13 protein-coding genes are annotated in these 12900 nt (G+C 41.8%); 2 read left to right on the top strand and 11 right to left on the bottom strand.

All coding sequences use genetic code 11. The features are described 5' to 3' along the window. Positions 1 to 428 precede the first annotated feature (428 nt). From FTV28_RS07480 to pheS, 3 genes are all read right to left on the bottom strand, one after another. The gene (locus FTV28_RS07480) at positions 429 to 725 is read right to left on the bottom strand and encodes an integration host factor subunit alpha (protein WP_004649746.1); all 297 of its coding nucleotides are present in this window, start codon (positions 723 to 725) and stop codon (positions 429 to 431) included. Next, positions 722 to 3103, bottom strand: coding sequence for a phenylalanine--tRNA ligase subunit beta (pheT, locus tag FTV28_RS07485; RefSeq protein ID WP_179989940.1), 2382 nt, complete (start codon positions 3101 to 3103; stop codon positions 722 to 724). The genes FTV28_RS07480 and pheT overlap by 4 nt, the downstream gene beginning before the upstream one ends. Positions 3104 to 3277: 174 nt before the next feature. Continuing rightward, positions 3278 to 4258, bottom strand: a complete 981-nt coding sequence (pheS, locus tag FTV28_RS07490; protein ID WP_004975156.1) for a phenylalanine--tRNA ligase subunit alpha — start codon at positions 4256 to 4258, stop codon at positions 3278 to 3280. A gap of 159 nt (positions 4259 to 4417) precedes the next feature. Here pheS and FTV28_RS07495 point away from each other — a divergent pair, with 159 nt between their 5' ends. Further along, positions 4418 to 5446: a hypothetical protein gene (locus FTV28_RS07495; RefSeq protein ID WP_004975155.1), complete on the top strand. Its 1029-nt coding sequence runs from the start codon at positions 4418 to 4420 to the stop codon at positions 5444 to 5446. Positions 5447 to 5738: 292 nt separating this feature from the next. On the opposite strand, the gene rplT is transcribed toward FTV28_RS07495, so the two are convergent. Together rplT and rpmI are read right to left on the bottom strand one after the other, a co-directional pair. Next, positions 5739 to 6098, bottom strand: coding sequence for a 50S ribosomal protein L20 (gene rplT / locus FTV28_RS07500; RefSeq protein WP_004975153.1), 360 nt, complete (start codon positions 6096 to 6098; stop codon positions 5739 to 5741). A gap of 11 nt (positions 6099 to 6109) precedes the next feature. Then, positions 6110 to 6304: a 50S ribosomal protein L35 gene (rpmI, locus tag FTV28_RS07505; RefSeq protein WP_004975152.1), complete on the bottom strand. Its 195-nt coding sequence runs from the start codon at positions 6302 to 6304 to the stop codon at positions 6110 to 6112. A 337-nt stretch (positions 6305 to 6641) separates the two neighbouring features. On the opposite strand from rpmI, the gene FTV28_RS07510 reads away from it, so the two are divergent. Beyond that, on the top strand, positions 6642 to 7403 hold the full coding sequence (locus tag FTV28_RS07510; protein ID WP_179989943.1) for an energy transducer TonB: 762 nt from the start codon (positions 6642 to 6644) through the stop codon (positions 7401 to 7403). Positions 7404 to 7431: 28 nt separating this feature from the next. On the opposite strand, the gene FTV28_RS07515 is transcribed toward FTV28_RS07510, so the two are convergent. From FTV28_RS07515 to FTV28_RS07540, 6 genes are all read right to left on the bottom strand, one after another. Continuing rightward, positions 7432 to 7860 (bottom strand): YqaA family protein, encoded by a 429-nt coding sequence (locus FTV28_RS07515; protein WP_179989945.1) that lies wholly within the window; start codon positions 7858 to 7860, stop codon positions 7432 to 7434. 7 nt (positions 7861 to 7867) lie between these two features. Continuing rightward, the gene (locus FTV28_RS07520) at positions 7868 to 8152 is read right to left on the bottom strand and encodes a hypothetical protein (protein ID WP_179989947.1); all 285 of its coding nucleotides are present in this window, start codon (positions 8150 to 8152) and stop codon (positions 7868 to 7870) included. A 72-nt stretch (positions 8153 to 8224) separates the two neighbouring features. After that, positions 8225 to 8842, bottom strand: coding sequence for a glutathione S-transferase N-terminal domain-containing protein (locus tag FTV28_RS07525; protein ID WP_004975146.1), 618 nt, complete (start codon positions 8840 to 8842; stop codon positions 8225 to 8227). Positions 8843 to 9053: 211 nt separating this feature from the next. Then, positions 9054 to 9602, bottom strand: coding sequence for a translation initiation factor IF-3 (infC, locus tag FTV28_RS07530; protein WP_096902435.1), 549 nt, complete (start codon positions 9600 to 9602; stop codon positions 9054 to 9056). 5 nt (positions 9603 to 9607) lie between these two features. Beyond that, a complete protein-coding gene (thrS, locus tag FTV28_RS07535; RefSeq protein ID WP_004975142.1) occupies positions 9608 to 11530 on the bottom strand; it encodes a threonine--tRNA ligase in 1923 nt (640 codons plus the stop codon). A gap of 188 nt (positions 11531 to 11718) precedes the next feature. Continuing rightward, a complete protein-coding gene (locus FTV28_RS07540) occupies positions 11719 to 12888 on the bottom strand; it encodes an alanine racemase (RefSeq protein WP_178318757.1) in 1170 nt (389 codons plus the stop codon). Between the last annotated feature and the right edge of the window lie 12 nt (positions 12889 to 12900).

Consider the following 12900-nt stretch of genomic DNA (forward strand, 5'->3'; position numbering starts at 1 on the left):
TAGCTCTGTCACTGATATTCAAACCTGAAATAGCACCATATTTAGCCCACACCTCGCTACGAATACGACCAAGTAAAACAGCTTGTTTCTCAAGCTGTTTGTACTTTTGCACATTCAAGTTTTTACAGTGATGAATGCGTGTTAATTTCACAAAGTCATGCCTAGGTTAAGGGATTGGATAATCAATAGATATGGATGCTAATATACCAAGACACTCACCTAAAATACAAAAGATAATCATTTAAATCTCTAATAAATACCCACCTTGCCACTACTGAATCGACATAGACAAAATGAGCACTTATGCAAATATTTGTCTATATTTTTAGTTATAGTTAATTACTCTCAATTGCAAGATCAATCACTATGTCTTGCTAAATCACAGCGTCTTTCTAAAATCTCTTATAAAAAGCATAAAAAAAAGCAGATCAATCGATCTGCTCATTTCCCACACGCTGGCGGAATTTCTGCCCTGCGCGGAATGTGACTACACGGCGGGCTGAAATTGGAATTTCTTCGCCTGTTTTCGGGTTGCGACCAGGTCGTTGACGTTTATCACGTAACTCGAAGTTCCCAAACCCTGAAAGTTTAACTTGCTCGCCAGAGATCAGTGCTTGGCTGATCTCATCAAAAAATAACTCGACCATTTGTTTCGCTTCACGGCGGTTTAAACTCGTGAGCTCACTTAAATGATCAGCCATTTCTGCTTTTGTTAATGCTGTCATGAAGCCCTCAATGTCGCTTGGTAAGTGTTTTCCAACACTTGCAGAATGTTATCCATACCAGATTTAATTTCAGCATCTTCAAGTGTACGTGTTGGATGTTGCCATAACAGAGCAAAAGCCAAAGAACGCTTGCCTTGTTCAACACCTTGTCCAGTATACACATCGAATAACCAAGTTGAGTCTAACAGCGCTCCACCCGTTTTTTCAATAAGTTGCTGAATTTCGCTTACATTTATCTTATCACTAATTAAAAGCGCAATATCACGTCTAACCGATGGAAAACGTGATAATTCTGTAAAATTAGATACATAAGTTTGCAAAACTGCTGTTTGATCGAGTTCTGCTACCCAAGCCGTGCCTAAATCCAGCTCATCTTCTAAAGATGGATGTAAACGACCAAAGTAACCAATAGACTGACCATCTACCAAAATTTCAGCAGATTGTCCAGGATGCAACCAAGTACGCTCTGAACGAACATACTCTACCTGCACACGACCTGCAGCTAAAATTTCTTCAATATCGCCTTTAAAATCGAAGAAATCCATAGGCTGAGCTTTAGCATGCCAAGATTCTGCATGTTTAGCACCCACCGCAATCAATGCCAAAGTTGGAATTTGCTTCAAGTCATGAATGCTTGCTGCATGTTGATAATCAAAACGTAAACCCAACTCAAAGAAACGCACACGGTTTTGTTGACGATTCACGTTGTACTGAACGCATGGAATTAAGCTGGATAACAACGTTGAGCGCATTACTGCCAAATCGCTTGAAATTGGATTCGCCAATGCCAACGGATTCACTGCAGGGTTTAATTGTTTTTCCAATTTTGCATCGGCAAAGCTAAAACTAATTGCTTCTTGATAACCTAAAGTCACTGCGGTTTGACGTAATTGCGCAACTTCAAACTGATCTTGGTATTTTGCTAATTGCACATCAATCACAGGCAAACTGATTTGAATGTTGTCATAACCGTGAATACGAGCAACTTCTTCAATTAAGTCTTGGTAAATTGCCATATCAAAACGATGTGATGGTGGTACAACGCTCCACTGACCTTCAGCTTGAACAGTAACTTCGCAGCCTAAACGAGTTAAAGCATCGGCAATAAATGTAGCATCAACGTGATAACCCAAGAGCTGATCGACTTGCGCTTGATTTAACGCAATTGCTTCACGTGTTGGCAATTGTGCTGCTTGTTCTGCCACTGTAATTGGACCAAATTCGCCGCCAGCAAATTCTGCAATCAGTTGTGATGCACGGTTCATCGCCAATAATGGCAATTCAAAATCGACACCACGTTCATAACGCTGTGAGGCATCGGTATGCAAACCATAACGACGTGCACGACCTGCGATATGCAATGGTGCAAAGAAAGCGGATTCAAGGAAAATTTCTGTGGTTTCATCACTTACCGCAGAAGATAAACCACCCATGATGCCCGCCATCGCCAATACTTTTGCGTCATCGGCAATCACCATCACATCATCTTGCAGCTCAACTTCTTGCTCGTTTAACAGCACCAATTTTTCTGCTGCAGTCGCTTGACGAACTTGAATGCCACCTTGAATTTTAGCACCATCAAAAGCGTGCATTGGCTGACCCAATTCAATCAAGACATAGTTGGTAATATCAACCAAAATACTGTGCTGACGGATACCTGAACGTGCCAACGCGCGCTCCATCCACTCAGGTGTAGCGGCTTTGGTATTTACATTTTTAATCACACGACCTAAATAACGTGGGCAGCCTTCCGTCAAACTTTGTACAGTTTTTTCATCCTGAATAGTTGCCGCTACTGCCTGAATGTCAGGTGTATTCACTGGCAATTGGTTAATCACCCCAATTTCACGGGCAATACCACGAATACTGAAACAATCACCACGGTTTGGAGTAATACTGATATCAATGACATGGTCATCTAGATCAAGATATTCACGTACATTCACACCTACAGGTGCATCTGCAGGCAGTTCCAATAAACCATCAAGTTTATCTTCAAGGTCAATTTCTGATGCGCCACAGAGCATCCCTTGTGATTCCACACCACGCAGTTTGCCTTTTTTGATTTTAAAGTTGCCTGGCAATACCGCACCAATGGTTGCCACAGGTGCTTTCATACCTACACGCACGTTTGGCGCACCACACACAATCTGCAACGGCTCACCTGAACCAATATTTACCGTAGTCACACGTAAACGATCTGCATCTGGATGCTGTTCAACCGTTAAGACTTCACCCACCACAACGCCTGTAAATGGCTTTGCTGCTGGTGACATATCATCAACTTCTAGACCCAGCATCGTGAGTTGATTCGATAAAGTATCGCTGTCAATGGCTGGGTTAACCCACGTGCGTAGCCAATTTTCGCTAATTTTCATACATTCATTTCCTGAATCTCCCCTACCCCCTCTTTAATAAAGAGGGGAATTCCCACACTTCTATTTATTTCGCGTAAGTCCCCCTTTTACAAAGGGGGATTTAGGGGGATTTTTAAAATTTAAAAATAATCTCTTTTCCCTCTCCTAATTTTAGGAAAGGTTGTTTAAAAAGTTTTAAGCAAACTGGCGCAAGAAACGCACATCATTTTGGTAGAACATACGCAAGTCATTGATGCCATAACGCAACATCGCAAAACGCTCTACCCCTAAACCGAAGGCAAAACCTTTATATTTTTCTGGATCAATGCCTGAAGCGCGTAACACATTTGGATGCACCATACCGCAGCCCAAAACTTCCAACCAGCGACCACGTTCATCCATAATATCCACTTCGGCACTTGGCTCTGTGAATGGGAAATAAGATGGACGGAAACGTACTTTTAAGTCTTTTTCAAAGAATTCGTTTAACAGGTTAATTAACAAACCTTTGAGTTCTGCAAAACTGGTATTTTCTGCGACGTATAAGCCTTCAATTTGATGGAACATTGGTGAGTGTGTTTGGTCTGAGTCGCAGCGATACACACGACCTGGACAAACAATACGAATAGGCGGCTGTTGATTTTCCATGGTGCGAATTTGTACGCCCGACGTGTGGGTACGCAATAAATGATTCACATCAAAATAGAAAGTATCGTGCATGGCACGCGCAGGGTGATGTCCTGGAATATTCAACGCTTCAAAGTTGTGATAGTCATCTTCAACTTCTGGGCCCGTTGCCACGGTAAAACCTGCTTTGGTAAAGAATTGGCAAATACGTTCCTGTACCTGCGTAACTGGGTGAATACTGCCGATGCTTTGACCACGACCTGGCAAAGTAATATCAACGGTTTCATTCGCCAGTTTTTGTGCCAAAGCCGCTTGTTGTAATTCAGTTTGACGCGCAGTTAATGCCGCATTGATTGCTTCACGCACAGCATGAATTTGTGCACCAAATTCTTTACGCTGTTCAGGGTCCATTTTACCCAGTGCTTTGGATTGTTCCGCAAGCTGGCTTTTTTTCCCCGTAAATTGCACTCGCACCTGGTCGAGTGTAGCAAGGTCCTCTGCTGCTGCAATTGCAGCGAGCGCTTCATTGGTCAGGGCTTCCAGTGACATAGTAACTCTCAAAAGCAACAATTTAGAAATAATTTAAAAACCCCGTATTCTAACAGTTTTTAGTCGCTTTGATGAAGCTTCGATGTAATGAAAATTAGATTAGCATCTTGAAATACAAAAAGTATAAGATAAAGCCAATCACCACGAGATCTCAACATTATGGCGCTCGATCAGATTTGGAAACAGCAACTTGCCCTTGTGACTTATGGCAATGAATATTTGGCTCAAGATTTAAGTTTTAATCATTGGCTCAAGCATCAAGTGTTTAACCAGCATCAAATTCAGTTTCGTGATTTATTGTCACAACATTTACTGGCACAACACTTTCAAATCTGGTTAGAGCATCTTAAACAACAAGGTGTGCGACGTTTAAGCCTACATCAGGCAAGTATTTTAAATGATGAAAAAAACCCCAATCCAAATGTAGAGTTATTGCCTTTTGCACACTTTATTGTGAGTCACGAGGCACAGCACAAATCTGCTTGGATTTTCGGAAAAGAGCTTGCAGAATGGTATACCGCAGAACAAGATTATATGGCGCCTGTTTCCCAACAGAGCGAGCTACGTCAAGAAGTCATGTGGCGTTATCAATTAAATCACAAACTTGCCAGACAGCTCGATACAGATTTTGCCTCTCCAAACTGGGATGAAATTGATCGCTTTATTCGCTCCGAATTATTTTTAAATCCTTGTGCTACAGAGTTTGTTGAACCAGAGCAAAGCGCTAAACCTTATTTCGGTGTAGATCTTACTCAAAACGCAACTGAAAGCATGTACCCAACTTTGGCGTTAATTCCCGCAGACTACCCTGCTGCCTATGCACATCAGATGCTGTATCGTTTAGATGCACTGGATCAACACATTCAGAATAAAATCCAGCATCCTTATCATGCCGATGGCACAGAACTTGAACCAAGCGAACAACTCAATTTACGTCATTTTTCTCAGAAACTTGAAGATTTACACGCCAAATTTATCACCAAGGTTGCGAACCATTATCAGACCGCACAGCTCACGCCAGTGCAAACACCTGATCCTTTTGAATCAACGCCTAGCCAAGTACAAAACATCGCTTCACCACAAATACCAACACCTGCAGCTACGCATAAAGTGGGTACATCTGCCGTGATTAAACTGATTTTAATGACTGTGGTTATTTGTGCAGCTGCCTATTATTTTGGTTTATAAGCTTAGGGGCTGTTGACAATTCGTCTATGTTTGCGACAACGCATATTTTTTAGCTGATATAAGGCATGGGACAGGAAATTTAGTCATTCTAAATGACCGGCACATAACGCAATAGCAGCAAAAAATATGCTTGTCCTTCGCTGCGCCTTCCGCTGCAAACAAAGCAGTGCTTGTTTTTGCTCAGGCTGTGGCTAAAAATTTCTCAGATTGAGTTATGAAACTTGGCAGAGACCCTAAATTTCAGGCATAAAAAAAGACCGCAAATGCGGTCTTTCTTTTAAGTCATAAAGACTTATGCAGCTAATGCATCTTTAGCTTTTGTAGCTAAAGCAGCAAATGCAACTGCGTCATGCATAGCGATGTCAGCAAGTACGCGACGGTCGATAATCACTTGTGCTTTTTTCAAGCCAGCGATCATACGGCTGTACGATAAACCATTTTGACGAGCGCCCGCATTGATACGCGCAATCCATAAAGCACGGAATTGACGTTTCTTTTGACGACGGTCACGGTAAGCGTATTGACCTGCTTTGATTACCGCTTGGAACGCTACGCGATATACGCGTGAACGAGCACCATAGTAACCTTTAGCACGAGCAAGAATTTTTTTATGACGGCGATGAGCCTGTACACCACGTTTTACACGAGCCATTTATAATCTCCTTAGATGTATGGGCACATAGCACGAACAGCAGCAACGTCACTCACGTGAACCATTACACAGCCGCGCAATTGACGGATACGTTTAGCAGATTTTTTGGTCAAAATGTGGCGTTTGAACGCTTGTTTACGCTTGAAACCGTTAGCAGTCGCTTTGAAACGTTTAGCTGCACCACGGCGAGTTTTTAACTTAGCCATAACAACCTCTTTAAACACCTGTTCGGCACGTCTGCACCATTGCAAAAACGACCTGCAGGTAAGGGAGCGAGTATTCTAAAGCATCTTTGCTTAAAACAAAAGCATATTGGCTAAATAAAAAATGATCATTACCTCACTCATTTGCCGTAATTCAACTCAGGAAAAAATACTGGAATTGTGAACACCCACTACAATTCAAAATAAAGCTAAAGCTCTGTCAAAAATTGTGCAGATCAACACCCTAAAAACTTGCAATAAGTTGCGGATTACCCTTGCGATTATCCACAATTCCATCAATACTTCGCCTCGTCTTGTGTGAGATAAAAAAGACCGTAATATGATGAAAACATCTCTATATATAACTCTATTGTTTGGACTCAGTGCGACGCATCTTTTTGCAAAACCACCGCAGCAGAAATCGACACCAAAAGCCACACTCGAAGTACAAAAAAGTGCTGCCTTGCCTGCTCATCTCACCACACGCTTAGCATGGCGCAAGTTTCCACAACCCAAATATAAAAATGAAGATTTAAATCAACAAAACCGAGCTGCAATTGTGCGTATTTATGCAGATGAAACCGGCAAAATCAGTCAAGCCACTATTCAAGAAAGTACAGGGCTGAAAAAATTAGATGATGCCTTATTACAAGCGGTTCGCACTGCTGAAATTCAACCGACCTATGTAGAAGATACTGCCGTACCGACCATTGGTTTTCAAAGCTTTAATTTAAGATTTCAGGATAACCAGCACGAAGATTGCCAGTTTGATTTTCAATCTAAACAATGGTTAGCACAGCAACAACAGCAAAAAGTTCAATTTAAGTATCGTAGTCAACCACAATTAAACTTAAGTGCGGAAGATTTAAAAAATCACTCACGTAAGTTAAAGTTTCAATTCAAAGTAAATAAGCATGGCGAAGTGAAACGTGTGAAATTGACACAAGGTTCGGGACAATACGCACTTGATCAACAAATTTTAGCTGCAGTGAAAGCTGCTCAAGTAGATGTACCGCGTCAATTTTGGCTGTATAAAAAGTCAAAATTAAAAGATGAAATTTATTTTGATTTAAACACGTGTGATGCTCAAGAACAGTCATAAGTGTCTATAGATAATAGGGGTTGCTTGCTTAAACCCATGTATAAACAAAATAAATAAACAGATAACGCCCGATTTTGGCTAGACTCACCATCAACACAAAACGGGCAAAATGTTCTTTCATTAAACCTGCAATCAGCGTAATTGGATCACCAATAATCGGCATCCAACTGAGCAGTAAAGACCAAAACCCATATTTGGCGTAGGTGTGCTGTGCTTTTTCTAATTGTGTAGCCGAAACAGGAAACCACTTTTTATCTTTATAATGTTCGATCTTGAGTCCCAAATACCAGTTCACACAAGAACCTAAAATATTGCCTAGACTGGCAATGCTAATCAGCCAAATGGGTGCATAGCTGCCTTCATATAACAGCCCCAACAACACAGCTTCGGACTGTAAAGGCAATAAAGTTGCCGCACCAAATGCAGATAAAAATAAACCAAACAGCGTCCAAAGCATAGACGATTTAAAGCCCTAAAGCCTGCTTGGTTTTACGATATTCCCAGCTCGCCCAAAAAATACTAAGCAAAATAAGTGCCGCACGTGCCCATGTATAACGCTGAGTAACAGGCTCAATCGCAGCACGTAAAACCTGTTGATCTGTGCTATTTAAAGCCGCAATCATATTCTGCACATGAAATGCTTCGATCACAAATAAGATCAAGCAAGACACAATGCCCAAAATAATGCTCCAATACACTTCGGCATTTTGCTCAACAATCTTGGTAAAGTTTAAAAAAAATTCTTGCATAGCTCATCCAATAAAAAAGCCACCTGAAAAAGTGAGGTATCAGGTGGCTGGCATCTTAGCATAAAAGTAGATTTAAACTTGAATCGCGAGTGCTTTCTGCACTGCAGGGCGCGCAGTCAGCCGTGTAATATAGTCTTGTACATACGGATAATCTTCCAGCGAAATATTTTGCCAGTCATGACGTAACGCCCACGGCAAAATAGCCATATCAGCAATTGAATATTCGCCCGCCACGTACTTTTGCCCCATCAACTGCTTATTTAACACGCCATACAAACGCTTGGATTCATTGATATAGCGTTCAATCGCATAAGGAATTTTCTCTGGTGCATAACGGCTAAAATGATGATTCTGTCCTAACATTGGACCAAAACCACCCATTTGCCACATGAGCCACTGCTCTACTTCAACACGCTCCTGTTCATCGGTAGGATAAAACATGCCAGTTTTGCGCCCTAGATATTGCAAAATTGCACCCGACTCAAACACAGAGATTGGCTCACCACGCGGACCGTTCTGATCGACAATTGCAGGAATTTTATTATTGGGCGAAATTTTTAAAAAATCTGGCTGAAATTGATCATCTTCTGAAATATTGATGGGGAAAATTTGATATTCCAAACCCATTTCTTCAAGTGCAATACTAATTTTATGACCGTTGGGGGTGCCCCAATAATAAAGATCAATCATGTTTTATCCTTCATTACTTTTTTTGCTTTTTGACCAGCATTCTTCTACTGCGGTTTTAGTTATAGCATGTTTTTAAGCGTTTGTTGCGTGTCGCTGCGTAGAGTTTTTTTATCGAATGGCATATCTCATAAACATGAAACATAGATGCTCACTTTCATCACGCAAAAAAAAGCACCGCCAAGGTGCAGTGCTTCTTTTGTTCAAGATGGGATTACTTTTTCTTTTTAGGACCAAGCAACATACCCATTTGACGACCTTCCATTTTTGGTGCTTGTTCAACTACACCATATTCAATTACATCTGCTTCAACTTTTTGCAATTGAGCCAAACCTAACTGTTGGTGAGCCATTTCACGACCACGGAAGCGTAAAGTGATTTTTACCTTATTCCCTTCTTCAAGGAATTTGATAATTGCACGTAATTTTACGTTGTAATCACCAACATCAGTCGCAGGGCGGAGCTTGATTTCTTTCACCTGTACTTGATGCTGTTTTTTCTTCGCTTCTTTCTGCTTTTGCTTTAGATCAAACAAATGCTTGTTAAAGTCCATGATTTTGCACACTGGTGGTTCGGCATTTGCCACAATTTCCACCAAGTCAAGGTCAACGCTTTCTGCTGCGCGTAATGCATCAGCCAAGCTTACAATACCTTTTTGCTCACCATTTTCGTCTACAAGACGGACTTCTTTTGCACGAATTTCATCATTCAAAGCAGGACGGTTAGATTTTCCGCCCTGTTGATTACGGTCAGGCTGTTTAATCGCTGTTACTCCACAATATACCGGCCGCGTTCTGCGACGGCTGTTTTCACTAGGTCAATGAAAGCATCAATTGACATAGTACCCAAATTTGTTCCTGAGCGAGTACGGACGTTTACCGTTCCTTCTTCCACTTCACGGTCCCCAAGTACCAGTAAGTATGGAATACGCTCTAATGTACGCTCACGAATCTTAAAGCCGATTTTCTCATTTCTCAAGTCAGAAATAGCACGAATACCGTTTTCTTTAAGTTTTGCGACGACCTGTTCACTTGCAGCAGCTTGTGAATCGGTAATATTCATGACACAAGCTTGCACTGGCGCTAACCATGGTGGCATAAAGCCTGCATAGTGCTCAATAAGTATACCAATAAATCGTTCAAAGCTGCCAAGAATTGCGCGGTGCAACATTACAGGCTGATCACGATCATTGTCTTCAGTGACATAAGATGCCTCTAAACGCTCAGGCAAGTTAAAGTCACACTGAATTGTACCACATTGCCACACACGACCTAAGCAGTCTTTCAGTGAGAATTCAATTTTCGGGCCGTAGAACGCACCTTCACCTGGCTGTAACTCCCATTCCAGACCTGCAGCATCCAAAGCATCTGCCAAAGATTTTTCTGCCATATCCCAAAGTGCATCATCTCCCACACGTTTTTCAGGACGTGTAGACAGTTTCATTTGCACCTCTTCAAAACCGAAATCTTTATAAACATCTAAAGTCAGTTTGATGAAGTCTGCAACTTCTGGCCCAATTTGTTCTTTGGTACAGAAAATGTGGGCATCGTCTTGAGTAAAGCCACGTACGCGCATAATGCCGTGCAGTGAACCTGATGGCTCGTTACGGTGACATGAACCAAATTCTGCCAGACGAATTGGCAAATCACGATATGACTTTAGCCCTTGGTTAAAGACTTGTACGTGACATGGGCAGTTCATTGGTTTTACTGCATAGTTACGGTTTTCAGAATGGGTGGTAAACATATTGTCTGCGTAGTTGGCAGCATGTCCTGATTTTTCCCATAGCGTGAAATCGACCACTTGCGGGGTACGAATTTCTAGGTAACCGTTGTCTTGTTGTACTTTACGCATGTATTGCTCAAGTACTTGGTAAATCGTCCAACCATTTGGATGCCAAAACACCATGCCCGGCGCTTCTTCCTGCATGTGGAACAAGTCCAAAGCTTTACCAATTTTACGGTGGTCACGCTTTTCTGCTTCTTCAATACGTTTGATATACGCCGCGAGCTGCTTTTTGTCTGCCCAAGCCGTACCATAAATACGTTGTAACTGTTCGTTTTTCGCATCACCGCGCCAGTAAGCGCCAGAAATTTTGGTGAGTTTGAACGACTTTAAGAATTTAGTGTTTGGAACGTGTGGACCACGGCACATATCCAAATAGTCTTGATGATAGTACAAACCCATTTGAGTTTCGTTTGGCATGTCTGCAATCAAACGTAATTTATATTCTTCGCCACGCGCTGTGAATTCTGCAATTACTTCATCACGCGGGGTCATTTTTTTCACAACATCATAATCTTGGTCGATGAGCTTTTTCATACGCTCTTCGATTGCTGCCAAATCATCTAACGTAAATGGACGAGGCATCCAGATGTCATAGTAGAAACCTTCTTCAATGACAGGGCCAATCACCATTTTCGCTTCAGGGAAAAGCTGTTTTACCGCATGCCCCACTAAGTGCGCACATGAGTGACGGATAATCTCTACGCCTTCTTCATCTTTAGGCGTAATAATTTGTAGGGTTGCATCTTCGGTAATTAAATCGCAGGCATCGACCAAACGATCATTCACACGTCCAGCAACTGTATTTTTGGCAAGACCCGGACCGATGCTTTGAGCAACTTCCATCACAGATACGGCTTGATCAAACTGTTTTTGATCGCCATTTGGCAAAGTGATAATAGGCATAGATAAAAATCCTTAAGGAGTGATGCCCCGTACCATGGAGCATATCACCGCGAGATTATGATTAAGGGAGACCCTCAAAAGATAAAAACGGTGTATAAATAAAAAGCGCCTTAAATTTTACACGGCTTGCGTACAGGTTTAAACCTTTGTGTACTAAAAAAGCCAAAGAATCGGCATTTCAGCTGTTTTTATTCCCTAAAGGTTGCCCACGGCGTGAATTGTCCATGTTGATAGGCATACACCGCTTCAAACTGTGGCAACACCGCCTCACTCTGTTGCGGGCGTAAAAATACATAATCATCTATTTGGATGCGATGCTGTTTGGGTACTTGAATCAACTCTTGATTGCTACTGCGTCCGTATAAAGCATGTGGATGACTGCTCTCAGGATAAACATAATCTGCCATCCAATAGCCACCATAAACAAAAACGGCTTGATTGGATTGTGGCAAATAGGACTGCAAACGATCTAAGCCTGGCACTTGTACCGCAGCCAATACCTTTAAAACAGGTGTTGCAATCCACAAAGCCGATTGCAAATCTGACAAGATTTTTAAATCAAAATCACTGGGTTTAAGCAACATCGAACCAAAAGCCAGATCATTACATTCACTGTGCTGACAATGCTGCATAAATGTCAGGCTACCACCACCGTTAAAACACAAGTCATCCTGCCACAACTTTGGAAAATGATGCTGAATCAGTTGTTTATAATTTCTATATTGCTGCTGTGAGTGTTGATAGGCTTTGGCTTGTGCATGAAATACATTTGGTAATTTCACCACATGCGCATCGTACCCCATCAAACCTGACAGTTTTAAATGTTGTGGATGCTGCTGAATCAATTCCAGCATTTGCATAAATCCAGCATGATCTTGCGCCCCACCACGATGCAAACCGATATCAATTTCAAGATTAATATTCAAACAAAGCTGGCGTTGTTGTGCCAAATGTAAATACTGTTGTAAACGTGCAGGTTGATCAACCAACCATTGTAAATGCAATTGGATATTCTCAGCAGACGCCATCACCTGCTGATAAAAAGCATCTACCGCACGTATTGGCATTGGCTTGCCAAACAGTACATCTGCTTGTGGAAAGTGCTGCATCACTTCATACAAATGTGGCAGATGAAACAACATAAAACGCTGCGTATTCAGACTTTGGCTTGCGTGTTGCAATATCTCCAAACACGCTAGCGATTTCACCACCAGTCGTGGTTGCAACCGTGCAGGCAAATGGGCTGCAACATAATCCAAGTTATGCTGAAAACGTGCCATATCCACAATCAGTTGCGGTGTTCCTGTACCCTGTTGCTGCAAACTGTGGGTGAGTTGCTGAAAATAATCACTTTGCATGTCACGCTCCCT

This window comes from Acinetobacter sp. YH12252, assembly GCF_013417365.1.
Classification (GTDB): Bacteria; Pseudomonadota; Gammaproteobacteria; order Pseudomonadales; family Moraxellaceae; genus Acinetobacter; species Acinetobacter towneri.